At 74.9% G+C, this 25,950-nt stretch carries 27 protein-coding genes; 9 read left to right on the top strand and 18 right to left on the bottom strand.

Annotated elements, in window-relative coordinates:
- Positions 1–23: 23 nt before the first annotated feature.
- Positions 24–368 (bottom strand): STAS domain-containing protein, encoded by a 345-nt coding sequence (locus tag ACI79K_RS18365; RefSeq protein ID WP_456600427.1) that lies wholly within the window; start codon positions 366–368, stop codon positions 24–26.
- 144 nt (positions 369–512) lie between these two features.
- Here ACI79K_RS18365 and ACI79K_RS18360 point away from each other — a divergent pair, with 144 nt between their 5' ends.
- The 3 genes from ACI79K_RS18360 to ACI79K_RS18350 are packed head-to-tail and all read left to right on the top strand — an operon-like array spanning position 513 to position 3,740.
- Positions 513–1,229: a response regulator gene (locus ACI79K_RS18360; protein ID WP_456590233.1), complete on the top strand. Its 717-nt coding sequence runs from the start codon at positions 513–515 to the stop codon at positions 1,227–1,229.
- Between the two features lie 7 nt (positions 1,230–1,236).
- Positions 1,237–2,610 (top strand): sensor histidine kinase, encoded by a 1,374-nt coding sequence (locus ACI79K_RS18355; RefSeq protein WP_456600426.1) that lies wholly within the window; start codon positions 1,237–1,239, stop codon positions 2,608–2,610.
- Positions 2,607–3,740, top strand: a complete 1,134-nt coding sequence (locus ACI79K_RS18350) for a GerMN domain-containing protein (protein ID WP_456600425.1) — start codon at positions 2,607–2,609, stop codon at positions 3,738–3,740. The genes ACI79K_RS18355 and ACI79K_RS18350 overlap by 4 nt, the downstream gene beginning before the upstream one ends.
- 79 nt (positions 3,741–3,819) lie before the next feature.
- Here the strand turns inward: ACI79K_RS18350 and ACI79K_RS18345 are convergent, their stop codons facing one another.
- On the bottom strand, positions 3,820–4,401 hold the full coding sequence (locus ACI79K_RS18345; protein ID WP_456590236.1) for an AMIN-like domain-containing (lipo)protein: 582 nt from the start codon (positions 4,399–4,401) through the stop codon (positions 3,820–3,822).
- Positions 4,402–4,611: 210 nt separating this feature from the next.
- On the opposite strand from ACI79K_RS18345, the gene ACI79K_RS18340 reads away from it, so the two are divergent.
- Entirely contained in the window at positions 4,612–5,466 is an 855-nt protein-coding gene (locus tag ACI79K_RS18340; protein ID WP_456600424.1) for an Fpg/Nei family DNA glycosylase, read from the top strand.
- Positions 5,467–5,501: 35 nt separating this feature from the next.
- Here ACI79K_RS18340 and ACI79K_RS18335 read toward each other — a convergent pair whose 3' ends face one another.
- The 6 genes from ACI79K_RS18335 to ACI79K_RS18310 all read right to left on the bottom strand — a co-directional run bounded on the left by ACI79K_RS18335 (position 5,502) and on the right by ACI79K_RS18310 (position 12,895).
- Positions 5,502–6,710 (bottom strand): MBL fold metallo-hydrolase, encoded by a 1,209-nt coding sequence (locus tag ACI79K_RS18335; protein ID WP_456600423.1) that lies wholly within the window; start codon positions 6,708–6,710, stop codon positions 5,502–5,504.
- Positions 6,711–6,837: 127 nt separating this feature from the next.
- Complete coding sequence (locus ACI79K_RS18330; RefSeq protein ID WP_456600422.1) at positions 6,838–9,294, bottom strand: ABC transporter permease; 2,457 nt, start codon at positions 9,292–9,294, stop codon at positions 6,838–6,840.
- A 1-nt stretch (position 9,295) separates the two neighbouring features.
- On the bottom strand, positions 9,296–10,069 hold the full coding sequence (locus ACI79K_RS18325) for an ABC transporter ATP-binding protein (RefSeq protein ID WP_456590240.1): 774 nt from the start codon (positions 10,067–10,069) through the stop codon (positions 9,296–9,298).
- 289 nt (positions 10,070–10,358) lie between these two features.
- The gene (locus ACI79K_RS18320; RefSeq protein WP_456590241.1) at positions 10,359–11,054 is read right to left on the bottom strand and encodes a response regulator; all 696 of its coding nucleotides are present in this window, start codon (positions 11,052–11,054) and stop codon (positions 10,359–10,361) included.
- The gene (locus tag ACI79K_RS18315) at positions 11,051–12,256 is read right to left on the bottom strand and encodes a sensor histidine kinase (protein WP_456600421.1); all 1,206 of its coding nucleotides are present in this window, start codon (positions 12,254–12,256) and stop codon (positions 11,051–11,053) included. The genes ACI79K_RS18320 and ACI79K_RS18315 overlap by 4 nt, the downstream gene beginning before the upstream one ends.
- 75 nt (positions 12,257–12,331) lie before the next feature.
- Positions 12,332–12,895 (bottom strand): hypothetical protein, encoded by a 564-nt coding sequence (locus ACI79K_RS18310; RefSeq protein WP_456590243.1) that lies wholly within the window; start codon positions 12,893–12,895, stop codon positions 12,332–12,334.
- A 94-nt stretch (positions 12,896–12,989) separates the two neighbouring features.
- Between ACI79K_RS18310 and ACI79K_RS18305 the strand changes: the two genes are divergently transcribed.
- A complete protein-coding gene (locus ACI79K_RS18305; RefSeq protein ID WP_456590244.1) occupies positions 12,990–13,154 on the top strand; it encodes a hypothetical protein in 165 nt (54 codons plus the stop codon).
- Between the two features lie 6 nt (positions 13,155–13,160).
- Here ACI79K_RS18305 and ACI79K_RS18300 read toward each other — a convergent pair whose 3' ends face one another.
- Positions 13,161–14,474 carry a Rieske 2Fe-2S domain-containing protein gene (locus tag ACI79K_RS18300; RefSeq protein WP_456600420.1) on the bottom strand — a complete coding sequence of 438 codons (1,314 nt, stop codon included), beginning with the start codon at positions 14,472–14,474 and terminating at the stop codon, positions 13,161–13,163.
- Between the two features lie 113 nt (positions 14,475–14,587).
- Positions 14,588–15,001 carry a hypothetical protein gene (locus tag ACI79K_RS18295; RefSeq protein ID WP_456590246.1) on the bottom strand — a complete coding sequence of 138 codons (414 nt, stop codon included), beginning with the start codon at positions 14,999–15,001 and terminating at the stop codon, positions 14,588–14,590.
- Positions 15,002–15,184: 183 nt separating this feature from the next.
- Between ACI79K_RS18295 and ACI79K_RS18290 the strand changes: the two genes are divergently transcribed.
- Positions 15,185–15,463, top strand: coding sequence for a DUF4212 domain-containing protein (locus ACI79K_RS18290; RefSeq protein WP_456590247.1), 279 nt, complete (start codon positions 15,185–15,187; stop codon positions 15,461–15,463).
- On the top strand, positions 15,460–17,196 hold the full coding sequence (locus ACI79K_RS18285) for a sodium:solute symporter family protein (RefSeq protein WP_456590248.1): 1,737 nt from the start codon (positions 15,460–15,462) through the stop codon (positions 17,194–17,196). The genes ACI79K_RS18290 and ACI79K_RS18285 overlap by 4 nt, the downstream gene beginning before the upstream one ends.
- Positions 17,197–17,305: 109 nt before the next feature.
- Here ACI79K_RS18285 and ACI79K_RS18280 read toward each other — a convergent pair whose 3' ends face one another.
- From ACI79K_RS18280 to ACI79K_RS18270, 3 genes are all read right to left on the bottom strand, one after another.
- Positions 17,306–17,575, bottom strand: coding sequence for a hypothetical protein (locus tag ACI79K_RS18280; RefSeq protein WP_456590249.1), 270 nt, complete (start codon positions 17,573–17,575; stop codon positions 17,306–17,308).
- Between the two features lie 103 nt (positions 17,576–17,678).
- The gene (locus ACI79K_RS18275) at positions 17,679–18,539 is read right to left on the bottom strand and encodes a manganese catalase family protein (protein ID WP_456590250.1); all 861 of its coding nucleotides are present in this window, start codon (positions 18,537–18,539) and stop codon (positions 17,679–17,681) included.
- Between the two features lie 130 nt (positions 18,540–18,669).
- Positions 18,670–19,407 carry a sensor histidine kinase gene (locus ACI79K_RS18270; protein ID WP_456590251.1) on the bottom strand — a complete coding sequence of 246 codons (738 nt, stop codon included), beginning with the start codon at positions 19,405–19,407 and terminating at the stop codon, positions 18,670–18,672.
- 62 nt (positions 19,408–19,469) lie between these two features.
- On the opposite strand from ACI79K_RS18270, the gene ACI79K_RS18265 reads away from it, so the two are divergent.
- Complete coding sequence (locus tag ACI79K_RS18265) at positions 19,470–20,186, top strand: response regulator (protein ID WP_456590252.1); 717 nt, start codon at positions 19,470–19,472, stop codon at positions 20,184–20,186.
- Between the two features lie 93 nt (positions 20,187–20,279).
- On the opposite strand, the gene ACI79K_RS18260 is transcribed toward ACI79K_RS18265, so the two are convergent.
- Positions 20,280–21,833 carry a PH domain-containing protein gene (locus ACI79K_RS18260; RefSeq protein ID WP_456600419.1) on the bottom strand — a complete coding sequence of 518 codons (1,554 nt, stop codon included), beginning with the start codon at positions 21,831–21,833 and terminating at the stop codon, positions 20,280–20,282.
- Positions 21,834–21,838: 5 nt separating this feature from the next.
- A complete protein-coding gene (locus ACI79K_RS18255; protein WP_456600418.1) occupies positions 21,839–22,378 on the bottom strand; it encodes a PH domain-containing protein in 540 nt (179 codons plus the stop codon).
- Positions 22,379–22,468: 90 nt separating this feature from the next.
- Here ACI79K_RS18255 and ACI79K_RS18250 point away from each other — a divergent pair, with 90 nt between their 5' ends.
- Positions 22,469–22,777, top strand: a complete 309-nt coding sequence (locus ACI79K_RS18250; RefSeq protein ID WP_456590255.1) for a rhodanese-like domain-containing protein — start codon at positions 22,469–22,471, stop codon at positions 22,775–22,777.
- 117 nt (positions 22,778–22,894) lie between these two features.
- On the opposite strand, the gene ACI79K_RS18245 is transcribed toward ACI79K_RS18250, so the two are convergent.
- The 3 genes from ACI79K_RS18245 to ACI79K_RS18235 form a co-directional block, all read right to left on the bottom strand.
- Positions 22,895–23,680, bottom strand: a complete 786-nt coding sequence (locus tag ACI79K_RS18245; protein WP_456600417.1) for a hypothetical protein — start codon at positions 23,678–23,680, stop codon at positions 22,895–22,897.
- Positions 23,677–24,183 carry a SigE family RNA polymerase sigma factor gene (locus ACI79K_RS18240; RefSeq protein WP_456590257.1) on the bottom strand — a complete coding sequence of 169 codons (507 nt, stop codon included), beginning with the start codon at positions 24,181–24,183 and terminating at the stop codon, positions 23,677–23,679. Before ACI79K_RS18240 ends, ACI79K_RS18245 begins: the two co-directional genes overlap by 4 nt.
- Positions 24,184–24,332: 149 nt before the next feature.
- Complete coding sequence (locus ACI79K_RS18235) at positions 24,333–25,949, bottom strand: long-chain fatty acid--CoA ligase (protein ID WP_456590258.1); 1,617 nt, start codon at positions 25,947–25,949, stop codon at positions 24,333–24,335.
- Position 25,950 lies beyond the last annotated feature (1 nt).

Here is a 25,950-nt window from a genome sequence, read left to right as displayed (position 1 = left end):
GAGGCCCCGGCCCCGGGCGCGCCTCAGGCGGAGCGGTCCAGGTTCTCCAGCGCCAGCACCCGCCACAGGCCGGTCCGGCGCAGCAGGCCCTGGGTGCGCCGGTTGGCCCCGCGGACGACGACGCTGCCGCCGCGGGCCCGGCATGCCCGGTGGGCGGTGAGCAGGCTGGCCGCTGCCGGGCTGGTCAGGTGCTCCACCTCGCCGACGTCGACGACCACCCGCCGCGCACCCGCCAGCAGGGCGTCGTGCAGCAGCCAGCGGATGTCGGCGACGCCGTCGGCGAGCATCTCCTCGGTCAGCCGCAGGACGACCTCACCGCGGCCGCTCTCGGCACCGGGGGCACGGGTGTCGCGGTCGGCAGGGCGCACGGCGGTCTCCTCGGCGGTCGGTCTCCGCACGGTCCCCAGCAGCTTCTCCACCGGAGTTTGCGATTCCCCGGGTCGCGACATTGCGATCGCATGACGGTGGCCGCCGCGTCCGAGGTGGCCGGCCCGCGGTGGCAGCATGTCCGCGTGTCGTTGCGGATCCTGGTCGTGGAGGACGACGACTCCATCCGCACCGCGCTGCGGTGGGCGCTGGAGGACGAGGGGTACGACGTCGCCGAGGCCGCCTCCGGGGAGGACGCCGTCGGCATGGTGGGCATCGCCGCGCCCGACATGATGATCGTCGACCTGATGCTCGGGTCGATGGACGGCCTGGCCGTCATCCGCGAGGTCCGCCGCGCCCACGACCTGCCTGTCGTCGTCGTCAGCGCCCGCGCGGACACGCAGGACATCGTCGAGGCGCTCGAGGCGGGCGCCGACGACTACGTGACCAAGCCCTTCCAGATCAAGGAGATCACCGCCCGGCTGCGTGCGCTGCGCCGCCGGACGGCCACGGCCCCGGCGGGCTCCCCGGCCGACGCCGCCCGGGCGGGCGTCGTCCTCGACCACGACCCGGCGGGCCCGCTGGTCCTGCGGGAGGCCAGCGGCACGGTCTACCGCGGTGACGAGCTGGTCCCGCTGACGCTGACGGAGTACCGGGTGCTCTGCGAGCTGGCCGGCGCGCCGGGGCGGGTCTTCAGCCGGCAGGCGCTGCTCGAGCGGGTCTGGGAGCACGGGTTCTTCGGGGACGAGCGGATCGTCGACGTGCACGTGCGACGGCTGCGGACGAAGGTCGAGCGGGACCCGAGTGCTCCCCGGCTCGTGGTCACCGTCCGGGGGCTGGGCTACCGCCTGGACCCGCAGTGAGCGGCCGGTGAGCAGGGTCCCGGGGCGGCGGGGGCTGCGGAGGCGGATCGTGCTCGGCTTCGCGGCCAGCACGTTGCTGGTCTCCGCGGTGCTCGTCACGACCACGTGGCTGCTGGCGCGCAGCTTCGTGGTGGAGCAGCGCGAGCAGGCGCTCACGCAGCAGGCGTTCGCCGACGCCGAGGTGCTGCGCAACCGGCTGTCCAGCGCAGGTGCCGACGTCGGGCGGGTGCTCGGGGAGCTCGTCCCGTTCGGTGACGCGGAGATCGTCGTCCGGCGGGAGGACGACTGGTTCTCCTCCAGTCTGGAGGTCGGCGGTCGTGACGTGCCGGCCGCCCTCCAGGAGGTGGTGTCCACCGGCGCGGCGGGCACGCTGCGGGTGGACTCCGCCGAGGGGCCGCGGCTCGTCGTCGCCGTGCCCGTGGTGAGCGCGGGCGTGGAGTTCTACGAGGTGGCGCCGCTGGACGACCTGGAGGCGTTGCTGCGCACGCTGGCCGTCGTCCTCGGTGCCGGTGCCGTCGCGGCGACCGTGGCCGGCGCCGGGTTCGGGATGTGGGCCAGCCGGCGTGCGGTGCTGCCCCTGGAGCAGGTCGCCGGGGCCGCGACGAGCATCGCCGGCGGCGAGCTCTCCACCCGCCTGCCGGCGACCGACGACCCCGACCTGGTCGGGATCGTGGCGGCGTTCAACAGCATGGTCGACGCCCTGGCCGCGCGGATCACCCGCGACGCCCGGTTCGTCGGCGACGTCAGCCACGAGCTCCGCAGCCCCCTCACCAGCTTGACCACGAGCGTCGAGGTGCTGGCGACCCGCCGCCAGGAGCTCCCGCCGCGTGCGCAGCAGGCCCTCGCCCTGGTGGAGGGCGAGGTCGCGCGGCTGCGCGTCACCCTCGACGACCTGCTGGAGCTGGCCTGGCACGACGGCGCCGGGCAGCTGCCCGACGCCGTCCCGGTGTCGATGGCGGTGCTGGTCCGGGAGGTGCTGGAGCGGACCGGCCGGCCCGTCGGCCTGCTGGACGCCGGCGCGCCGGAGGAGACCACCGTCCTCGGCGACAAGAACCGGCTGGAGCGCGCCGTGCGGAACCTGCTGGACAACGCAGACCGCTACGCGGGCGGGCCGGAGCGCGTGGACGTCGGGCGCTGCGAGGGTTCGGTCGTGGTGACGGTGGACGACGCCGGCCCGGGCGTTGCCCCGCTGGACCGGGAGCGGATCTTCGAGCGCTTCGCCCGGGCCCCCGGTTCGGCGCGCGGTTCGGTGCCCGGGGCCGGGCTCGGGTTGGCCATCGTGGCCGAGACGGCGGCCCAGCACGGGGGCGCGGCGTGGTGCGCCGCCGGCCCGAGCGGCGGCGCCCGATTCGTCCTGTCGCTGCCGGCGGCGCGGACGTGAAGCGCCTGCGCCGGGTGAGCGCCGCGGGCACCCTGGGCGCCGTCCTCGCGGCAACGGCCTGCGGCGTCCCCACCGGCGGGGACCCGTCGACGATCGCGGCGTCCGACGTCCCGTACGGGCTCGCCGCACCGGCTGCCCCGCCGTCGGCCGCGCCGTCGTCCGTCCCCGGCCAGACCGGGTGGGCCTACCTCGTCGGCCCCGACGAGTCGCTCGTCCCCCGGGCCCGGGACGCCGGCACGGGGTCGCTCGACGAGCGGCTGGGCGCCCTGCTGGACGCGCTGACCGCCGGCCCGACCGAGGACGAGCGGGCCGAGCAGGTGTCCACCGCCCTCCCCTCAGGCGTGACGCTGGCGGTGGCGGGCATCGACGGCACCACGGCCACGATCGACATCTCCGGCACCGCGCCGCTGTCCTCCAGCCGCCGCGCCGTGGCGCAGATCGTGCTCACCGCGACGAGCCTGCCCGGAATCGAGGCCGTCCTGCTGACCAGCGACGGGGAGCCGGTGGAGGCGCCGCTGCCCTCCGGTGCGCTCACCGACGCGCCGTTGCTGCCCGCCGACTACGCCGTCTTCCTCAGCCCGCCGCCGCCACCCACGGAATCCACCTCGCCGGCCGTGCCGGCCCCTCCCACCACCGGGGCGCAGCCGACCGTCACCGGGCCGCAACCGTCGCCCACCGTGGCGCCGCCCTTCGTCGCCGACACCCGGCCGGACACGGCATCGGCGTCGCCCGGGGCCGCCGTCACCGTGACCGACCTCCGGGTCGGCCGCCACGAGGGGTTCGACCGGGTCGTCCTCGAGGTGGACGGCGCCGGGCTGCCGGGCTGGGACGCCCGCTACGTGCCCGAGGCGCGGTCGGAGGGGAGCGGCTCCCCGGTGCAGGTCGCGGGGGAGGCGGTCCTGCGGCTCGCGGTCACCGGGGTCGGGCTGCCCGGGGACACCGGCGTCGCCCCGTACCCGGGCCCCGGACGGCTGGCGCCGGGGTACCCGGCCGTGCGCGAGGTCGTCCTGGACAGCACCTTCGAGGGGCAGACGGTGACCTTCGTCGGCACCGCGGCCGAGCGGCCGTTCCGCGTGTACCGGCTGCAGAACCCCGACCGGGTGGTGGTCGAGGTGCTCCACCAGGGCTGAGACGGGCGAGATCTGCACACCGGCCCGGTTCCGGGGCCGGATGGGGGCCGGTGTGCAGATCTGGCCGGGTGCGGAACGGTCACCAGCGGTGGGCCACGTCGATCACGAGGCGCACCGCGTCGTCGTCCCCGGGGGCGCCGAGCAGGGTGAAGGTGCGGAACGGCAGCCGGGCACGGGTGCCGACGCCGAGCGTGGTGCGGCCCTCGAAGGAGCCCGCCCACGCGACCTGCTCGACGGTGCGGAAGCCGTCGACGTCCACGACCTCGCCGCGGCTGGGCGGGAGGTAGGTGGCCCGCCCGGAGGCGTCGTAGGCGGGGGCGTCGACGACGACCTGCAGCGCCGCACCGCCCGCCAGCGGGACGGGGGTGCCCGAGCCCTCCTGGTGCACCGCGTCGACGTAGCGCACCGAGTAGCCGGTCGCCGCGGCGGGACCGCGCAGGTCGACGACCAGGCGGTCGAAGCAGGCGTGTCGGCCGGCGCGCACGTCGGTCACGGTCAGGCCGGCGGTGGACGCCGCGCTGCTCTCCGGCAGCGACCCCCACACCAGCCCGCAGTACGGCGCGCGGGTCGCCCCGGCCGCCGTCGCCGGGGTGAGGACGCCGACCAGCAGCGCGATCACACCGGCGAGGACCGCCAGGGAACCGAGTCGGATCCTTCTCACGATGACCTCCATCTGTCGGGCCCGCGCCCCTGCGGAACGGGCCTGTGGACGGAGGTCTACTCGCCCGCGGGGAGCTCGGAAGCCGCCGCAACAGGGTCTCCACCAGGTCGTCGCGGCCGTCATCCGGCCGTCGCACCGCCGCAACGCCGCCGTCGGAGAACCGCCTGATCGGGGACGGCGGGACGCCGGGATCCGCGCGATCATGGTCGGGTGCCCGAGTTGCCCGAGGTGGAGGCGCTGACGGCGTTCCTGCGCGAGAACGCCGTCGGCCACGTGCTGGCGCGCGCCGACCTCGCCGCCGTCCAGGCGATCAAGACCTTCGACCCGCCGCTGTCCTCACTGGCCGGGCTGGAGATCACCGGCGCCGCCCGGCACGGCAAGTTCCTCGATCTCGACGTCAGCGGGCTGCACCTGGTCGTCCACCTGGCCCGGGCCGGCTGGCTGCACTGGCGGGAGGGCCTGCCGACCGCACCGCCGAAGCCGGGCAAGGGTCCGCTCGCGCTGCGCGTGCACCTCGATGACGGGAACGGCTTCGACCTCACCGAGCAGGGAACCCGCAAGGGCCTGGCCGTCTACGTCGTCCGGTCACCCGCCGAGGTGCCCGGGATCGCCCGCCTGGGGCCCGACGCGCTGGAGGTCGACCGGGAGACGTTCGCCCGCCTGATGGCCGGCCGCAGCGGGCAGCTCAAGGGGGCGCTCACCGACCAGACGCTGCTCGCCGGCATCGGCAACGCCTACTCCGACGAGATCCTGCACGCCGCCCGGCTGTCGCCGTTCAAGATGGCCGACAAGCTGAGCGACGACGAACTGGTCCGTCTCTTCGACGCGGTGCGGGGGACGCTGACCGAGGCGCTGGGCCGCCAGGTCGGCCAGCGGGCCGCCACCATGAAGGGCGAGAAGCGCTCGGGGCTGCAGGTGCACGCCCGCACCGGGCTGCCGTGCCCGGTGTGCGGGGACACCGTGCGCGAGGTCAGCTTCGCCGACACCTCGTTGCAGTACTGCCCCACCTGCCAGACCGGCGGCAAGCCGCTCGCCGACCGGCGGATGAGCAAGCTCCTGCGCTGAAGGAGGTCCCTGCCCCGCACGGACGCCGCCGTCGTTCAGCCGGGCAGCGACAGCAGGCGGGTCAGCGCGCGCACGAAAACGCTGCTGCCGACGCCCGCGTCGTCCGGGCGCCCGGCCGATTCGGCAGCCGAGCCCACCGCGGACCACCAGTCGCGCAGCGGCGGTGGGGCGAGCACGTCGACGCGCTCCCCGGGCTGCGGGACGACGACCTCGACACCGCGCGCGCCGGCCGCAGCCAGCAGCCGCTGCACCGGCTCGGCCCACCGGTGGAAGGCCAGGTTGAAGGTGGCCCAGTGCACCGGCAGCAGCACCCGCCCACCCAGGTCGCCGTGCGCTCGCACGGCCTCCTCCGGGTCCATGTGGATGGCGTGCCAGGCGTCGTTGTAGGCGCCGATCGGCAGCAGGGTGAGGTCGAAGGGGCCCAGCTGGGCACCGATGGCGGCGAAGGCCGGGGTGTAGCCGGTGTCGCCGCCGAAGAAGACGCGGTGCCGGGGGCCGGTGATCGCCCAGGACGCCCACAGGGTGGTGTCGCGGTGGAAGTAGCGCCCCGAGAAGTGCCGGGCCTCGGTGCAGGTGAGCGTCAGGGGACCGATGCGGTGCTCGCCGTCCCAGTCCAGCTCGACGATCCGCTCCTCGGGCACCCCCCACACGCGCAGGTGCTCGCCGATGCCGAGCGGGACCACCCAGGGCGCGCGCTGGGTGCGCAGCAGCGTGCGCACGGTGGGCAGGTCGAGGTGGTCGTAGTGGTCGTGGGAGATGAGCACCGCGTCGACCTGAGGCAGCTCGTCGAGGGCCATGGGCGGCTCGTGCAGCCGCGTCGGCCCGATGATCGGCGACGGCGAGACGCGGTGGCCCCACACCGGGTCCAGCAGCACCCGCCGGCCGTCGATCTCCAGCAGCGCGCTGGCGTGGCCGAACCAGGTGACGGCGAGCTCGGCGGCGTCGGCCGGGAGGTCGGCGTGCGCCAGCGGGATCGGCCCGCCCGGCAGCCCGACGTGCCGCTCCTCGTGCCACTGCCGGAGCAGCCCGTCGCGGGTGTTGGCCGGGGCGAGCGCCGGGGTCGGCATCCGGTTGTGGAACTTGCCGTCGAAGAACTGCGGCGAGCCGGCCACCACGCGGCGCAGCCGGCGGCGGTGCGCCCCGAGCGCGGTCGGCAGCCCCCAGGCGGCGGCGGTCACCCAGCCGACGGGACCGGCGAGCAGGGCGGCGGCGAGAGCGGTACGGCGGAGTGAGCGGGACGGCACGCCCTCCAGCATCCCAGCCGGAGCTCGATCTCCGCTGTGAACCGGGCGACGCCTCCGCCGGACGAGATCTGCACACCGGCCCCCTTCCCCGCCCGGAAGGGGGCCGGTGTGCAGATCTGGCCGGGCGTCAGCCGGCGATGGCGGCCACCGGGGAGGTCCGGGCCGCCCGGCGGGCCGGCAGCACCGAGGCCGCCAGCCCGGCCGCCGTGGCCACCGCCACGATCGCGGCCACCTGCAGCCACGGCATGCTCAGCACCAGCTCGCCGTACGAGCCCAGTACCGAAGCGACGCCGATCAGCCCGTAGGCACTGCCCAGCACCACCCCGAGCACCGCGGCCACTCCCGCCACCAGGGCGGCCTCCCAGGCGAGCAGCCCGCGTAGCTGGCCCCGCGTCAGCCCGAGCGCGCGCAGCAGCCCGTTCTCCTGCCGCCGTTCGACCACCGACAGGGCGAGGGTGTTGCCGACGCCGATCAGCGCGATGACCACCGCCACCCCCAGCAGGCCGGTGACGACGAGCAGCAGCACGTCGAGCACCGAGTCGATCGCGGCGCGCTCGCTGGCCAGGCCGGTGACGAAGGCGAACGGCATCGCCGCGCCCGCCACGTCGGTGACGTCGTCGATCACGTCGGCCTGGTCGGCGTCGTCGGCGAGCCGCAGCCACACGGTGTCGACGGCGGCCTCGGGCGCGAGGCGCTCCAGCTCCGCGGCGTTGAAGGTCGCCAGCTCGACGTCCCCGAACAGGGCGGTCAGCGTCGCGGTCCGGTCACCCGAGGTGAAGGTGACCTCGTCACCCTCGGCGACGTCCCAGCCCTTCTGGGTCCACCACGGGAGCACGACCTCCCCCGCCTCGGGGATCGGCACGTCACCGGTCGACCGCATGACCGTCGCCGCCGTGGTGGCGTCGAGCCCGGCCACGCCGGTCTCCCCGTCGGGCCCTTCGACGAACGCCCCGGTCAGGGACGACGCCGCCACCACTCCGTCGATCGCGGCGAGCTGCCCGGGCAGCGACGACGGCATCGCCTCGCCGCCCTGCACGATCACGTCGGTGGGGTACTGCGCCGCGAGCCCGGCCTGCGCGGTGGCCCGGGTGGACGCCGCGCCGACGACCATGGCGGTGGTCAGGGTGACGCCGATGAGCAGCGCCGTCGCCGTGGCCGCCGTCCGCCGGGGGTTGCGGGTGGCGTTGCCGGCGGCGAGCCGACCCGGGACGCCGCCCAGCCGGGCGGCCAGCCGGCCGACGGCCCCCACGACCGGCGGCAGGACTCGCTGGGCGAGCAGGACGACGCCGAGGAAGCTCAGTGCCCCGCCCGGCAGCGCGATCAGGACGTCGGCGAGGTACACCCCGAGCCCCATGAGCAGCACCCCCGGGACGACCAGCAGCAGCCCGAGCACCAGGCGCAGCACGCCGCCCCGCGACCGCAGCGGCGCCGGATCGGTCGGGCGGAGGGCGGCCAGCGGCGCGACCTTCGTGGCGCCACGGGCGGGGGCGAGGGCGGCGAGCAGCGTGGTGAGAGTGCCGACGGCGAGACCGGCGACCACCGCGACCAGCGGCACGGAGAGGCCCGAGAGCGGGACGGGGGAGTCGGCGGCCCCGGCGATCGCCGACACCCCGGCGGCCAGGCCGATGCCCGCGAGGACCCCGATGACCGAGGCGGCCAGCCCGGTCAGGACCGCCTCACCGAGGACGCTGCGGCGGACCTGGCGGGCGGTGGCGCCCACGCAGCGCAGCAGCGCGAGCTCGCGGGTGCGCTGGGCCAGCAGGACGGCGAACGTGTTGGCGATGACGAGGCCTGCGACCAGCACCGCGACCGTGGCGAAGACCAGGAGCACCGCGGTGAGCGCCATCGTGTCGCCGGTGAGCGCGGCGGCGGCGTGCTCGGCCTGCTCGGTGCCGGTGCGCACCACGACCTGCCGGTCGGCGAGCGCGGCGCCGACCTGCTGCACCACCTCCGGAGCCGGCACGCCGTCGGCCCCGGTCACCCGCAGCTCCGTCGGGTCCACCGCACCCCAGCCGCGCAGCTGGTCGGTGGTGCCCCAGATGCGGCCGTAGATGCCGGCCGTGGGGTCGCCGCCCAGGTCCACCACGCCGGTGACCGTGACGGCGGCCTCCCGCTCGGCGCCGTCCGGCGCGAAGTAGGTGACGTCGATCGTGTCGCCGACGGCGGCGCCGGTGCGCTCGCTGACCGCGATCTCGCCGGGCGCGTCGGGCAGCTCGCCGTCGGCCATCGACTGCCAGCGCAGGGCGGGGGCGTCGGCGACCGATTCGGCGAGCAGGTACTGGGCGCCCGTGCGGCCGGGCAGCAAGGCCTGGACGCCGGTCCTCCAGGTGGCGTCGACCGCGGCGACGCCGTCCAGGGCGGCGATGCGGTCCAGCTCGTCGTCGAGGGCGGTGCCGTCCTCGGAGAGGACGACCGCGTCCGTTCCGACGTAGGGGGCGCCCGCGGCCTCCAGCACGGTGGCGCGGGAGGTCTCGTTGAGCACCAGGGTGGCCACGACGAAGCCGACGGCGATGACGATCGCGAGGGTGGAGGCGATCAGCCGGGCGGCGTGCGCCCGGGCGGTGGCGAGGGTGACGCTGCGCATGTCAGGCACCCAGTCCGCGCAGGGCGTCGAGCACCGACTCGGCGGTGGGGTGCAGCAGCTCGCCGGCCAGCCGCCCGTCGGCCAGCAGGACCACGCGGTCGGCGTAGGCGGCCGCGGACGGGTCGTGGGTGACCATGACGACGGTCTGCCCGGTCTCCTTGACGCTGGAGCGGAGCAGCCCGAGCACCTCCGCGCCGCTGCGGGAGTCGAGGTTGCCCGTCGGCTCGTCGGCGAAGACGACGTCCGGGCGGGGGAGCAGGGCGCGGGCGATCGCCACCCGCTGCTGCTGGCCGCCGGAGAGCTCGTGCGGCCGGTGCCCGAGCCGTTCTCGCAGGCCGAGCCGGGCGACGACGTCGTCGAACCACACCGGGTCGGGGCGCTGGCCGGCCAGCTGCATCGGCAGCACGATGTTCTCGCGGGCGGGCAGCACCGGGAGCAGGTTGAACGCCTGGAAGACGAAGCCGATCCGCGAGCGGCGCAGTGCGGTCAGTTCGTCGTCGTGCAGGCTGGTCAGCTCGGTGTCGCCGAGCCAGACCTGCCCCTCGGTGGCGGCGTCCAGCCCTGCCAGGCAGTGCATCAGCGTGGACTTGCCCGAGCCGGACGGGCCCATGATCGCGGTCAACTCCCCGCGGGCGAAGGCGACGTCGACGCCGGCGAGCGCGTGGACCGCGGTCTCCCCGTCGCCGTAGGTCTTGCGCAGGCCGGTGGCGCGGACGGCCGCGGCAGCGAGGGACGCCGGCGGCTCGCCGGGGACGGTCATGACGGGGACTGGCACTTCGGGCCTCCGGGAACGGTGATCATCGACGGTGATCACGCTGCCGCCCGGGGGCCTCTCCCCGCGTCGGAGCAGGGGCCGGTCTACCGCGACCCCGCGGTGGTCCCCCGGGTGGACCGGCCGTCATACCGCGGGTGGACGCGGCCGCTGCCGGGCCTCCCGTCCCTGGCAGGTGGTTCCCCTCGGCACGCCCTGCCTCTGAGTGCAGGGGCACTCAGAGGCAGAGCACCTGGAGTGTTGCCCGGCCGGCTGGTGCCAGCCGGCCAGGTGCGAGCCGGTCGACGCTGGCTCAGGCGTTGCGGAGCAGGTCCGCGGGGGCGACCAGCCCGGAGCGGTAGGCCAGGACGACGGCCTGCACCCGGTCGCGCGACCCCGTCTTGGCCAGCACCCGGCCGACGTGCGTCTTCACCGTCGCCTCGCTGACGAAGAAGTGCGCGGCGATCTCGCTGTTGGTCGCGCCGTAGGCCATCTGCTCCAGCACCTCGCGCTCGCGAGGGGTGAGCTCGGCCAGCGCGGCGTCGTCGCCACCGGTGGGCGCCGCGGTCCCGCCGCCGCGCAGCATCGGGGCGACGTGCTGCAGCAGCCGGCGGGTGGAGCTCGCCGCGATCACCGAGTCACCGGCGTGCACGGTGCGGATGGCGTCGAGCATCTCCTCGGGAGCGGCGTCCTTGAGCAGGAAGCCGCTGGCCCCGGCCCCGATCGCGGCCACCACGTACTCGTCGAGGTCGAACGTCGTGAGGACGACGACCCGCGGCGGCTCGGGCAGCGCGGTGACCTGCCGGGTGCCCTCGATCCCGTCGGTGCCCGGCATGCGGATGTCCATGAGGACGACGTCGGCGCGGGTGCGGGTCAGCAGCTCGACCGCCGCCGCGCCGTCCCCGGCCTCCCCGACCACGGTGAGGTCGGGCTGGGACTCGATGACCATGCGGAACCCGGCCCGCACCATCTGCTGGTCGTCCACGAGGACCACCCGGATCGCGCTCATCGGGACGCACGGTAGGGCAGCGCCGCGTGCACGCCGAACCCGCCACCGTGCCGGGGCCCGGCATCCAGGCGCCCGCCGTGCAGTTGGGCGCGCTCGCGCATGCCGCGCAGCCCCTGCCCCTGGCCGTCGGAGGTGCCCACCGCGGCCGAGGCCCCCCGGCCGTCGTCGAGCACCGAGAGCTCCAGCGCGTCGGGCCGCCACTGCAGCCGCACCCAGGCGCGACCGGCGGGGCCGGCGTGCTTGAGCACGTTGGTGAGCGACTCCTGCACGATCCGGTAGGCGGCCAGCTGCGGTCCGGCGGGCATCGGCTGCGGCGTCCCTTCCACGATGAGGTCGACGTCCAGGCCGCTGGCCCGCACGTCCTCGACCAGGGCCGGGATCGCGGCGACGTCGGGCTGCGGGGCGTACTCTTCCCCGCCGCCGTCCCGGAGCACCCCGAGCAGCGCCCGCATGTCGGTGAGCGCTTGCCGGCCGGTGGTGGCGATCGCCTCCAGCGCGTCGGTGGCCGCCTGCGGATCGGTCTTCCCGGCGTAGCGGCCGCCGTCGGCCTGCGCGATGACGACCGACAGGGAGTGGGCGACGACGTCGTGCATCTCCCGCGCGATGCGGGCGCGCTCGGCGGTGGCGGCCAGCCGCATCTCCTGGTCGCGCTCCAGCTCGAGCAGCTGCGCCCGCTCCTCGAGCGCGGCCAGCCGCTGGACGCGCGCCCGCCGCAGGTCACCCAGCGCCCAGGCCGCCACGACGGAGACGACGATCGCCCCGGCGGTGACCAGCGTGGCGTCGAGGTCGACCAGCGAGTAGCCGACCGAGAAGTACCGGGCCGAGGCGAGGACCGCACCGACCAGTCCGATGGCCAGGCCGGCCCGCCCGGCCCAGCGCGGGGCGTAGGCGGCCAGGGAGTAGACCATCACCAGCGCCGCGACGTTGGCCGCCAGGAAGTCGTCGGTGACGACGAGCTCCAGGAGTCCGGCCGCGATGACGACCGCGGCCGCGGGCACCGGGGCGACCCGGCGCCACGCCAGCGGGGCGACCAGGAGCACCCCGAGCACGAATGCACCCGTCTCGGCGGGCCAGTAGCTCCCGGCGAGGGCGGGCAGCGCCACGGTGACGACGCCGACGCAGGCCGCGAGCACGGCGTCGACGGCGAACGTCCGGGTCCGCAGCCAGGCGGCCGGACGCTCGACGACGGCCGACCGCTCCATGACCGGGAGCCTAGGGAGCCCGAGCGCCCGCTTCATCGCCCCCCGGGATGATCTGCGCGTCGTCCGGCAGGCGGATCAGCTCTCCCCGGTCGGGTCCTCGTCGGACTCGGGGACGTCGTCGCTCGACGCAGCCACCACCGCCTCGATGGTGACCTCCTCGCCGTCACCGAAGCTGAAGGTGACCGGGATGGACTGGGAGGAGCGCAGGTCCTGCTCGAGCTCGACGAGCATCACCGAGGGCGCATCGGGTGCGCCGACGTAGAGGTTGTCGTTGCCGGGCACCTCCAGCGTGGCGTTCCCCTCCTCGCCGCTGATCCGCGCCTCGGCGAAGTCCTCGCCGGTGATCTGCTCCAGGGTCACCGGGTCGGCGGACGTGTTCGTGACGGTGAAGGTCAGCGGGGCGTCCTCGCCGGCGCTGTAGACGCCGTCGTCGGGGTAGGGCAGCTGGACATCGGCGAGGGTGATGTCCTCGGTGACGGACTCGTCCGGCCCGGCGTTGCCGCCGTCGACCTCCGTGCCGAACTCCTCCATCGGGTTGGCCGACTCCTCCTCGTCGGCGACCCCGCCGCAGGCGGCCAGGGGCAGGGTGGCCCCGAGGAGCAGGGCGGCGAACGGGTGCGTGCGCGTGCGGCGGGTCATGCTGGTCCTTCCGGGACGGTGGTTGACCGTCCGGGGCTACCCCGGCCGCCCGCCGGCACCGCACCGGTGTGTGGACCGCAACAGAGTTGTCGCATTGGGGAAGCGTGTGGACGACGACGAGGGCCGGCGCGCGGCCGGCGACGACGGCGGCGACCCGGCCTGCTGGCTGCGCCGGGTGTGCCCGGCCTGCGGCGGTCTGGCGGACGAGGACCCGCCGACCGCCTGCCCCCGGTGCGGGGAGTGGCTGCCCGCGGAGTGAGCGGCGTCAGGCGGCCGCGGAGGCGCGCCCGGCCGACCGGAGGTCGCAGAGCGCGTCGCGCAGGGCGAGCCCGAGGCGGTCGGCGGGGAGGTGCAGCTCGTCGCGGCGGTCCAGCGGCAGGCCGGGGAGCTCGGTGCCGGCCAGCAGCGCCAGGTCGGTGTCGAGCGACCGTTGCTCGGCCGCGACGTGCTCGGCGAGCAGTGCGCGGGAGGGCAGGGGCTGCCCCGACCCGGCGGAGTGCAGCAGCCGGGTGAACACCCGCGTGGAGTCGGCGTCCTCCGGCTGCAGCAGGGTGACGACCGTCGTCGTCGCGCCGGAGTCGAGCTGGTCGCGGCGCACCCGGAGGGCGAACGGTGCCCGGTACGCGTAGGTGACCCGGCGCCGCTGCCGCAGCGGCCGCCCGCCCAGGGCGACCTCGGGGTCCAGCGGGTCGTCGCACCACTGCTCCTGCACGGAGCAGAAGCCACCGGGCTCCCTGACCACCTCGTACGGCGGCACCTCCGGGTGGTCGGCGGCCGCGGACGTGGCCCCGTGCACGAACGGCAGCCGGGCGACGTCGAGCAGCAGGTCGGCGACGACGGCCGCGGGGGCCGCGGTGCGCCGGGGTGCCAGCCAGCGGCTCAGGAAGCGCCGGTCGGCGTGCTCCGGCACGTCCAACGGGACGTCGTCCGGCGTGCACGGGGCGAGCTCGACCACCCCCCGCCGCTCGCGGACCCCGGCGGCGGGCGGATCGGCGCGCAGCCCGTCGCCGTCCCGCCGCAGCGTCCACGTGCGGCCGAGCAGCCGGACCTGCAGCCAGCCACCGGGCCGCAGCTCCCCGGACAGGGCCACCGGGTGCCAGGCCGCGGCGAGTGACGGGTCGAGGTTGCCGAACAGCGGCCCCTGCGGAGCCGGGGCGGGGGGTACCGGCTCGGGCGTGGGCGGCCCGGCAGGGCGAGGCGGCAGTGGGAGCGCGGTGCGGTCGGGGGCCAGCCAGATCCAGCCGTGCCGCTCCTCCACCGCCCAGGGCACCGGCAGGTCCGCGCGCGGCGGCGGGACGCCGGCCGGTCCGAGGGAGGGGACGGCCACGCACCGGCCGTCGGCGTCGAACCGCCAGCCGTGGCGCGGGCACTCCAGCCGGCCGTCGGAGACCGTGGCCGCCGCGAGCGGCACGGCCCGGTGCGGGCAGCGGGCCGGGAACGCGCTCACCTCGCCCCCGGGCTGGAGCCTGACCACCACGTACGCCCGCCCGCCGGCGCCCACGGGCACCGGCGTGGTCCCCACGTCGGCGGCGCGGGCCACCGCGAACCATCCCGACGGCAGAGCGCTGATCGCGACCATGAGCCATTGCACCGTCGCCGGATGTTCGCGGCGTTACGGGCGGCGCAACGTTGTGGGTCGGCCGGCCCGGGGCGGCCGGGCGGTCCGGCCCGGGACCGCGGCCGGGTGACCGGTCAGCTCGTCGGGGGAGCGGCCCGTCCGGCCCGGAAGAGGGAGACGGCGGCGGTCCCGGCGAGCACCCCGCCGCCGAGCGTCATGACCAGGCCCGGGCCGGGCGCCCACCCCGCGAAGCCCACCAGGCCTGCCAGGCGCAGCACCTGCCACAGCGGGAGGGCGATGGCCACCACGGCCAGGACCGCCGCGTGCACGGCGGCGAGGGTGGGGGACCGGAGGATCGCCCCGGCGATGCCGAGCGCCGCCGCGTACATCGTCCACAGGCCGGCGCCCCGCACTCCCGCGACGTTGCCCGCGGCGGTGGCGATCCAGGGGAGGAAGGCCCCGAAGAGGACCAGCAGGGCGGCGCCGAGCAGGCGCCTGCTCCCGGGGCTCCGGCGTCCGCCGCGGCGCCCCGACTGCTGTGCACTCATCGCCATGAGGGCAGGACTGTAGGTGGTGCGGCGTCGTCCCGGTAGCCCGTCATCCGCCGGTGCCGCCCCCCACGTCCGTCCAGGTCACAGCTTCGTCGCACTGTTTGACCCCACTCGGCTGGTCTGGTTCCCTTTCCGCGCACATGTGATGTAGCACACACGAGCGGATCTCTGGAGGAGCGGGTGGACGCTGCGCAGCGCAAGGAGTACTGGCGGAGGAATCTCCGCCTGATGAGCGTGCTGCTCGTCATCTGGGCACTGGTGTCGTTCGGCGCGGGGATCGTCTTCGTCGAGCCGCTGAACGGCATCGAGATCCTCGGGTTCCCGCTCGGCTTCTGGTTCGCCCAGCAGGGGTCCATCGTCACCTTCGTCGTGCTCATCGCCGTCTACGTCTGGCGGATGGACAAGCTCGACGCCGAGTTCGGCATCGACGAGTACGAGGAAGAGGTCCACCACTCATGAGCGACATCCAGGTGTGGACGCTCGTCTTCGTCATCCTCACGTTCGGCGTCTACATCTACATCGCCTACGCCAGCCGGGTGTCCACCACGTCCGGCTTCTACGTCGCCGGCGGCGGCATCCCGGCTCCGGCCAACGGCGCCGCGATCGCGGCGGACTGGATGAGCGCGGCGTCGTTCATCTCGATGGCCGGCATCATCGCGTTCGCCGGGAACGGCTACGCCGGTTCGGTGTACCTGATGGGGTGGACCGGCGGCTACGTGCTGCTCGCCCTCCTGCTCGCGCCCTACCTCCGCAAGTTCGGCAAGTACACGATCCCCGACTTCGTCGGCGACCGGTACTCCGAGACCGCCCGCCTCGTGGCGGTCGTCGCGGCGATCGTCGTCTCGTTCGTCTATGTCGCCGGGCAGATGGCCGGCGTCGGCCTCGTGTTCCAGCGGTTCCTCGGGGTCGGCACCACGGCCGGCGTCGTCATCGGCATGGTGATCGTCTTCTTCTACGCCGTGCTCGGCGGCATGAAGGGGATCACCTGGACGCAGGTCGCCCAGTACAGCGTCCTGATCGTCGCCTACCTCATCCCGGTGGTGGCGATCTCGGCGCAGTTCACCGGCAACCCGTTCCCGCAGATCGGCTTCGGCCAGATCCTGTCCGAGCTCGACGGCCTCCAGCAGGACCTCGGTTTCGCCGCGTACACCGAGGCGTTCACGCAGACGACCATGCTCAACATGGTGCTGATCACCGCGGCACTGATGTTCGGCACCGCGGGTCTGCCGCACGTGATCGTCCGGTTCTACACGGCCAAGAGCGTGCGCGCGGCCCGGTACTCGGCGCTGTGGGCACTGTTCTTCATCGCCCTGCTCTACACCTCGGCCCCGGCGGTGGGCGCGTTCAGCAAGCTCAACTTCATCGAGCAGATCGCCGGCACCGACGTCGACGACACGCCGGGGTGGTTCAACACCTGGGCCGACGTCGGCCTGATCACCGTCGACGACGTCAACGGCAACGGCGTCATCGACTACGGGCCCGAGACCGGTGAGCTGGTGATCAACAACGACATCATCGTGCTCGCGTCGCCGGAGATCGCCGGGCTGCCGGCGCCCGTGGTCGGGCTGGTCGCCGCCGGCGCCCTGGCGGCGGCCCTCTCCACCGCGTCCGGGCTGCTGCTGGTCATCTCGTCCTCGGTGGCCAACGACGTCTACTACAAGCGGATCAACCCGGGCGCCACGGAGGGCCGCCAGCTGCTCGTGGGCCGGATCGCGATGGCGCTGGCCATCCTCGTGGCCGGCTACCTGGGCATCAACCCGCCCGGCTTCGTGGCCCAGGTGGTGGCGCTCGCCTTCGGCCTGGCGTGTGCGAGCTTCTTCCCGATCCTGGTGCTCGGCATCTTCTGGAAGAAGACGACGGCGATGGGCGCCACGGCAGGGCTCGCGGCGGGTCTCGGCACGACCGTCGCCTACATGCTGTGGACGATCGACATCTACGGCAACAGCGAGGGGCTCTTCGGCATCCCGGAGACCGGCTTCGGCACGATCGGCATGATCATCAACTTCGTGGTCACGATCGTCGTCTCGCAGTTCACCCCGAAGCCGTCGCCGGTGATGCAGGAGCTGGTGGAGGAGATCCGCTACCCCGGGAAGAGCCGGCTGGTCGCGGCGCACGCCGAGGGGCACCTCGACGAGGTGATCCACGAGGCCGGGTCGCAGGAGCCGCCGCCGCACGAGCCGCGCTCCCGCTGATCGCTCCACCTCGACGCAGGGACGCCGGCGGTCGCCTGCCGGCCGCCCATGGTCGTACCGGAGGCGCGCGCTTCCCCGGACGGGGAGGCGCGCGCCTCGCGCTCCCGGGTCAGGCAGCGGTGGCCGGGGCGGGCTCAGCGGTGAGGACGGCGTCCACGGTGCCGGTGCTCTCCGCGACGGCGAGCGCCACGGGCGCGGCCGCCCGCTCGGGGCGGCGGGCGCGGACGACCCAGCGGGCGACCAGGCCGGTCAGGACGACCAGGCCGGCGACGGCGTGCTGGCCGGGTGCGCTGACCGCGACGGCGATCGCGGCGAGGTACACCAGCGAGAGCAGCACGGCGGGCAGGGGCAGGCGGGGCAGGTGCAGGTGGGGGTGCACGAGGAGACCTCCGGGAGGGGCTGGGCCCGCCGGGCCGGCGGCCGCACCCGTCGCGGGTGGGCCGCCGGCACGGCGACGGCGCAGGTGCAGGTGGGGCCAGGGCCTACTTGAGCATGTCCTTGGCCCGCTGCAGCATCGACTGACCCTCCATCTGCGGGGTCGGGAACAGCCGCGGGTCGCCCGGGGGCAGGATCGGCGCGTCGGCGGTCGCCTCGATCGGGGCGGCGGACATCTCGCCGCGACCGTCCACGGCCGGGCCGGAGGCCCAGCGGCCGGCGGCGGCGTCCGGGCCGTCGGAGGCGTCGATGAAGGTGTAGCCGAAGTTGCCCGGCTCCTCCTCGAGCGGGAACGCCTCCGGCACCGGGATGCCCTCGAGGCCGTCCTCCTTGAGCTCCTCGATCGCGGCGAGCCACTGCATCTGGTGCATGTGGTCGCGGGCGATGAGGAAGCGCAGCATGTCCTTGACCCCGGGGTCGTCGGTCATGTTGAAGAGCCGGGCGACCTGCAGCCGGCCCTGCATCTCCGCGGTGGCGTTGTAGTGGAAGTCGGCCATGAGGTTGCCGCTGGCGGTCACGTAGCCGCCGCTCCAGGGCAGGCCCATGGAGTCGCGGTAGTAGGCGCCGCCGCCGTTGACGATGGCGTGCTGCGGGTTGACGTCGCCGTACCCGGCGGCCGCCTCCTTGGTGCGGTCGGCGGAGTCCGGCTTGAGCGGCTGGTGGTCCAGCAGCCGGTCGATCATCGTCACGATCATCTCGACGTGGGCCAGCTCCTCGGTGCCGATGGCCAGGAGCATGTCCTTGTACTTGCCGGGCAGCCGGCAGTTCCAGCCCTGCAGCAGGTACTGGGTGGCGACCGTCATCTCGCCCCACTGGCCGCCGAGGATCTCCTGCATCCGGCGGGCGAACGCGGCGTCGGGGCCGTCGGGCTTGGCCTCGTACTGCAGGGCGTGGGTGTGCGTGAACACGGGCTCTCCTTGCGTCGTCGCTCCACCGCGTTCGCGGTGACGACGAGGTTCTGCCCGCCCCGGGTGGCCCACCGGTGCCGTCCCGTGGCCCCCCGGTGCCAATTGCTCGGTCGTCCGGAGGGCGACGTGCTCAGCGGTCCGGGAGCCGCACCGTGAGGGTGAAGTCCTCGCCGTCCCGGAACCACAGCACCCGGCCCCCCAGCTCCCCGGCCTGGCGCTGCACCGACCACAGCCCGAGCCCGGTGAGGTCCACCGGCGGCCGGGTCTGCCGCAGGTGCTGGACGATGCGGTCGACGGGGACCCCGGGCTGGGTGAGGGAGAGGTCGACCCAGCCCGCGCGGGCGGTCACGCGGAGCCGCACCGGGGCGCCATCGCCGTGGCGGTGGGCGTTCTCCAGCAGGTTGATGAGGATGCGCTGCACCCGCGCGTCCCCGACGGCGATCTCCCCCGCACCGTCGTCGAACTGCACCGTGAGCTGCGACCGGGGCAGCCCCGAGGCGGCGACTGAGGCCTGGAGGACATCACGGAGACGGCGGGTGCCGGGTGACCGCCGGACCGCGCCGCCGGTGGCGTCGGCCGTGCGGAGCATCGACGACAGGTGCGCGGTCTGGGCCCGTGCGAGCGCGAGCAGCTCACCGGCCTGCTCGGGGGCCCGGTCCAGCGAGCCCAGCACCGCCTCGAGCGAGGCCAGCGGGCTGCGCATGTCGTGGCAGAGCGCACGGACGACGGCGTCCTCTGGGCTGGGGATTTCCGGATCGGATCCGGGCCTCCGGCGCGGGTGCGGAAGGTGCGCGCGCAGCACGCGGACGAGATCGTTGAGCAGTCCGCGGCTACGCGTCGACGTCTGCGTGTCGGCAGCCAGGGTCACGGGCACCTCCTCAGGGGAGCCGGGCAGTGGCACCGTGGGGCGCACCGACCGTCAGGAGTGATGTGGGGCAGACCGACGACGCGGCCGCTGCTGACCGCAGGCCGCCGGTGGACGTGGTCGTCGTGGACGACCACCCGCTGTTCACGCGTGGGCTGGGCCTGCTGCTGCCGGGGCTCAGCGAGGGCCGGGTCCGGGTGGTGGCGACGACGGACGACGCCTCGGCCGCCGCGGCGCTGGTGCAGCGCCACCACGCCGACGTGGCGATCGTCGACCTGCACATGCCGCCCCCCGGCGGCACCAGGGCGATCGCCGCCATCCGCCGGGCGGACCCGATGGTGCGGGTGGTCGCGCTCTCCGGCCTGGCGGAGGCGGACGCCGCCATCGAGGCGCTGCGGGCCGGCGCGGCGGGCTTTCTGCCGAAGACGGCGGACCCCGAGGCGTTGGTGCGGCCGCTGCTCGCCGTCCTCGACGGGTGGTCGGTCGTGCCGGAGGCGCTGCTGCGCCAGCTGCTGGAGGACGCCGCGCCCGCCGGACAGCAGAGCATCGTCGACCAGCTCACCGCCGACGAGCGGCGCCTCTGGCGGCTGATCGCCGACGGCACCAGCACGGTGGACATCGCGACGACGCTGCACGTCTCGGAGCGGACGGCGAAGCGGCTGGTGGCCCACCTGCTGCGCCGGCTCGGCGTGGCGACGCGGGTGGAGGCGGCGGCGCTGGCCGGCCGCGTCGGGCTGGGCGCCGGGGAGCCGGTGCGGCACACCGGTGGCCTCGTCGGCTGAACTCCCCAGGACGTCATCGCCGGGCCAGCTACCCGGGGGCATGATCGACAACCGCCGGTCTCGGAAGGTTCACCTTCCCTTACCTCGGGCAGCTCACCTGCCGAGCGTGCCGGCCCAGGGCTCGGAGGCGGCCAGCGTGAACGCGGGGACCTCGTCGGCGGCCATGTCCTGGGCGGCGTAGCCGCCGCTGCCCGCGCCCACGCACGCGGTGACGGTGGCCAGTCCCGCACGCCGCTGGAAGAAGGACTGCCGCACCTGCCAGCCGACGACTGCCCGGCGTTCGAGCACCACCTGCTCGCGCACCAGCCAGCCGCTGCGGACGGAGAAGGTCCGGGGCCCGGTCACATGCCCGAGGGAGCGGTAGCGGGCGATCCCGACCGGGACGCCGAGCACGGTGAGGACGATGCCGACGGCGAGCAGCCACCACCAGCCCTGCTCGGCCAGGAGGACACCGCCGCCCGCGGTGACCAGCAGCCCGAACACGACGGCCCGCATCACCCGCCGGCGCCGGGCCGCGGGCGGGTGCGGGGTGAGCTCGCCGGGGACGTCGGTGACCCGCCGGGCCAGCGCCCACGCCTCCGCACGCGGGCCGAGGGGGAGCAACTGGCCGCGGCCGCTGGCGTCGCCGAGGCCGGTGACCAGCGCGTTGACGCGGGCGATGCGGACCAGCCGCATGCCGAGCCCGTCGGTGACGGTGACGCCGCGGATGCGGTCGACCTCCAGCTCGGTGTGCCGGCGGGTGAGCAGCCCGCGCGAGGCGACCAGCGAGCCGCCGCGGCGGGCCAGCCGGAACCGCCAGTTGACGACGGCGGCGCCGACGACGGACCCGAGCAGCAGCACGAGCACGGCGATGCCGATCCCGGCACCGATCAGCTGGACGTCGGAGAGGTTCGGTTCCTCGAACTCGGGGGTGAGCTGCTCGGGCAGCTCCTCGGCCAGCCGGAACAGGGCGCCGACGGCGGCGAGCGGTACGGCGAGGTAGGTGCCGACCAGGGGGGCGTAGAGCAGCCAGCGGTGGTCGAGGCGGGCGTACTCCTCCTCGACGGGCTCGGGTGCCGGTGCGCCGTCCGGGGGAGTCGCGGGTGCGGCGGCGGCGCGGTGGGTGAGCACGGCGACGCGCAGCCGATCCCCCTCGGCGCGCGGGACGCCGTCGACGAGCAGCTCCTCGTCGCCGTCGGAGACCGCCCCGGCGGCGGCGTCGATGCGGACGCGCACCAGGCCGAAGAGGCGGTGCAGCGGGGGTACCTCCACCTCCACGCCGCGGATGCGGTCGTTGGGGACGGTGCGCACCGAGCGCGCCAGCAGCCCGCGGGTGATGACGACCGCGGACGGCCCGTCGGCGTAGCTGAACCGCCACCAGTTCAGGGCGGCGGTGAGGAGCGAGAGGACGGTGACGCCGATGACGAGGGCGACGACGGTGCGCGTCCCGCCGCCGAACCCGGTGGCCGCGACGATCGGGATGACGGCCGGGACGAACTGCCGGGCCTGGCGGAACGTCGCGGTGTGGACGGCGATGACGCGCGGGGAGAGCCGCCGTCCGGGCTCGGTGGGCGGCGCGGGCGGGGGGCCGAGGGGCGGGGGCCAGGGCGGGAGCGGGCGGGCCGGTCGCGGGCCGGGCTGGGACGGGGGTGGGAACGGGGGCTGCACGGCGCTCAGGTGGCCTGGTCGCGGACCAGCTCGGCCCGGCGGGCGAGGTCGTCGGCGACGCGCTGGGCGACGTCGCGCTCCAGGTGCGAGATGCGCACGGTGCCCTGGCTGGAGGCGGTGAGCACGGCGACGGAAGCGAGGCCGAACATCTGCTGCAGCACGCCACGGGTGACGTCGACGGTCTGGATGCGGGAGATCGGCACCAGCGTCCAGGTCTGGGTGAGCCAGCCGGTGCGCGTGTAGGCCGCCTCGTTGGTGATCTCCCACCGGTACACGCGGTGCTTGAACCACGGCCGGACGCTCAGGGCGATGACCGCGTAGACGCCGCCGGCCAGGGGGAGCAGCGTGCGGATCAGGGGGACCGGGTCGCCGGCGTCGGCGGGGACGAAGAGCAGGAACGCGCCGATGCCCAGCCACATGAAGGCCGCGCTGATCAGGCTCTCCACCACCCACAACCCGATCGCCGAGCGCGGCAGCTCCCAGGCGGGCTCGCGCACGGGCGTCGGGCGGGCGGCGCCTGGGGCGGCCCGGTGGCTGGGGGACATCGGGCCCATCCTCCCAGTGCGGCGGGCGCCGGTCGCGCAACCGGTGTTCGTGCCACGATGGAGAGCGTGATGCCGCAGCAGGTTCCGACCGTGCCCGCCTCCGAGATGCCCGCGGACGCCGTGGTCCTCGACGTCCGGGAGGACGACGAGTGGGTGCACGGGCACATCGAGGGCGCCACCCACATCCCCATGGGCGACGTCCCTGCCCGGCTCGACGAGCTGCCCGAGGCCGACCCGCTCTACGTCACCTGCCGCGGCGGTGGCCGCTCGGCACGGGTGGCCGCGTGGCTCAACGCCAACGGCTACGACGCGGTCAACGTCGGCGGCGGCATGGGCGAGTGGCAGGCCGCCGGCAAGCCCATGGTGAGCGAGACCGGCGAGGAGCCCTTCGTCCGCTGAGGTCCAGCGCCGGTCGTCTGCGAGGGTTGAGCCGCTCGGGCGGACGTCGAGCCCTGCCGTGGCGCGGCTTCAGGTCAGGTGGCGCGGGTCAACGCGGGAACGGTGACTGCTCTGCGCTCAGGGGGAACGCCAGGACGCGGCGGTCTCCTCGTCGTAGTAGCGGGTGAAACCGCAGAGCCAGGCGATCGGCTCCAGCGGCTCGCCCTCCCAGCGGTCGGCGCCGCTGACCAGCAGGCGCGACCCGACCCCGTAGACCGGACCGGGCGTGGAGCTGCCCGCTGCCGGGTCGTACGGCGCCGGGAGGTCCACGGTCACAGTCTCGCCCGATCCGCCGGAGAACCACTCCTGCACGGCGAAGGTGACCCCGACCAGGTCCTCCGGCGGCCCGGGTGAACCGGCCTGCGTCGTGACGGCTGGCCCGATGCCCACCACCACGCCGGCGAAGGCGAAGTCCAGCCTGCCGACGGCGGCGGAGCTGTACTCGAGCGCGCAGGAGCTCGCCTCCGTGCCGGCGAGCGGACCGGTGCGCCCGGCCGTCGGGTCCTCGGCGAGCTGCGACAGCTCGCTGCCGGCCGCCGTCCCGGGCTCGTCCCCGCCGTCGGCCGGAGGCATGCCGGTGCCCGGGTCGGCGTCGGCGGCCTCCGGAGCGTCCTGCCGCGGTTCCTCGGCGACCAGCACGGAGGCCGAGCCCGCGGCGTCGTCCTGCCCGCTCGGCAGGTCGACGACGGTGACCACCCCGCCGGCCACCACCGCCACCCCCGCGGCGACCGCGAGCGAGACACCCGCCGCTCGGCGCCGCCGAGCCCGGCGGCCGGCCCGCAGCAGCTGCGCCGTCGGCGGCGGGCCGACGGGCACCCGCTCCGCCACCTCGCCCAGCAACGCCGAGGTCTCCCGATCGGTCACGATGCCCTCCCTCCCCGCAGCTCGGCGACGTCCAGATCGGTCTGCAGCTGGGCCAGCGCACGGGAGAGCCGGCTCTTCACCGTCCCCGGCGCGATCCGCAGCGCGTCGGCGATCTGCTGCTCGCCCAGGTGGGCGTAGAAGCGCAGCACGACGACCTCCCGGTGCGCCGGGCTCAACCGGGAGAGCGCGCGTCGGACGGCGTCGGCGTCGTCCACCTGCGCGGTGCCGTCGTCGGTGGCGACGTCGGGCACCTCCGCGGTCGGCCGCTCGCCCCACCAGCGCCGCCGGCGGCTGTCGTGGTGGCAGTTGACGAGCACCCGGTAGACGTAGGCGTCCCGGTTGTCGGCGGTGCCGACCCGGTCCCAGGCGACGTAGCAGCGCACCAGGGCCGTCTGCACCAGGTCCTCGGCCTCCGTGCGGGCGCAGCCGAGCAGCACGGCGGAGCGGACGAGCACCGGCCAGCGCTCGTCCACGTACCGCGTGAACGCCTCGTCCCGCTCCACTCACCCTCCGCCGGATCGCCCTCTGGAGAGGATGACGGGCCGGGGGGTGGGCGCGGTTCCGCCGCGCCCGCCGAATTCGATCATCGGCAGGTGGTCGCCCGACACGCCGGTGCCGGCAACCACCTGCCGATGATCAACCCGCGGAGGGGTCAGCTCTTCACCTGGTACTCCGCGAATCGGCTGCGCAGGTCCTTCTTGGAGAACTTGCCGACGCTGGTCTTGGGCACCTCGTCGATGAACTCCACCGCCTCGGGCATCCACCACTTGGCCACCAGCGGCTTGAGGTGGTCGAGGATCTCCTGCTCCGACGCCTCCTCACCCTCCTTGAGGACGACGCAGGCCAGCGGGCGCTCGTCCCACTTCGGGTGCGGGATGCCGACGACGGCGGCCTCCTTCACCTTGGGGTGGCTCATGATCGCGTTCTCCAGGTCGACGGAGCTGATCCACTCGCCGCCGGACTTGATCAGGTCCTTGGTGCGGTCGGCGATCCGGATGGAGCCGTACTCGTCCATGGCGGCGACGTCGCCGGTCTTCATCCAGCCGTCGGCGGTGGTGAGCTCCACGCCGGCGTCGGGGTTGTAGTAGTCCTGCGCGCACCACGGCCCGCGCACCTGCAGCTCACCGGTGGCCTTGTCGTCCCACGGCTGCGGCTCGAGGGTGTCGGAGTCGACGATGCGCGCCTCGACGCCGAGGAACGGGATGCCGGCGCGCGCCCGCTGGGCCGCCTTGGTCTCGTCGTCGGCGTCCTCGTAGCGCTTGGGCAGCACGCCCGACGAGGCCACCGGGTGGGTCTCGGTCATGCCCCACGCCTGCAGGATCGGGATGCCGACCTGCTCGCGGTAGGCCTCGGAGAGCGCCTTCGGCACAGCGGAGCCACCGCAGCCGATGTCGCGCAGCTTGTGCGGCTGCCCGGCCAGGTGCGGGAGCACGCCCTGCCAGATGGTCGGGACGCCGGCGGTGAAGGTGACGCCCTCGTCGACGATCAACTTCGCCAGCGCCTCGGGCTGCATGAGCGCGCCCGGCATGACCAGCGATGCGCCGGCGGCCGGGGCGGCCTGGGCGATGCCCCAGGCGTTGGCGTGGAACATCGGCACGACCGGCATCGCGACGTCGCGGATGCCCAGGCCGAAGGCGTTGGGCGCCATCACGCCCATGGTGTGCAGGAACGTCGAGCGGTGCGAGTAGACGACGCCCTTCGGGTTGCCGGTGGTGCCGGACGTGTAGCACATCGAGGCCGCGCGCCACTCGTCCGTGACGCCGAACTCGACCGGCTGCGCGTCGGCCAGGAGCGTCTCGTAGTCGAGGATGCGGGGGTCGTCGGGGATCTCGTTGCCGCCGCCGTCGTCCATGACCACGACCTGCCTGACCGTCTTCATGGTGTCGATCAGCGGCCACAGCAGCGGCAGGACCGTGCGGTCGACGAAGATGACCTCGTCCTCGGCGTGGTTGGCGATGTAGGTGAGCTGCTCGGGGAAGAGCCGCACGTTGAGGGTGTGCAGCACGCGCCCGGTGCACGGCGCGGCGAAGTACAGCTCCAGGTGCCGCTGGCTGTTCCAGCCGAACGTGCCGACCCGCCCGTCGGCGCTGACGCCCAGGGTGTCGAGGACGCCGCCCAGCTTGCGGGTGCGCTGCGCCCACTCCGCGTACGTCGCCCGGGTCACGCCGCCGGGGTTGTTGGTGACGATCGTCCCGTCGCCGTAGTGCTGCTCGACGTGCCGGAAGATCGAGTCGATCGTGAGGGGGTAGTCCTGCATCAAGCCGCGCATG

Source organism: Blastococcus sp. SYSU DS0616, assembly GCF_054051015.1.
The sequence above is the reverse complement of the archived record's forward strand: the minus strand, read 5'-3'. Positions and strand labels throughout refer to the sequence as shown.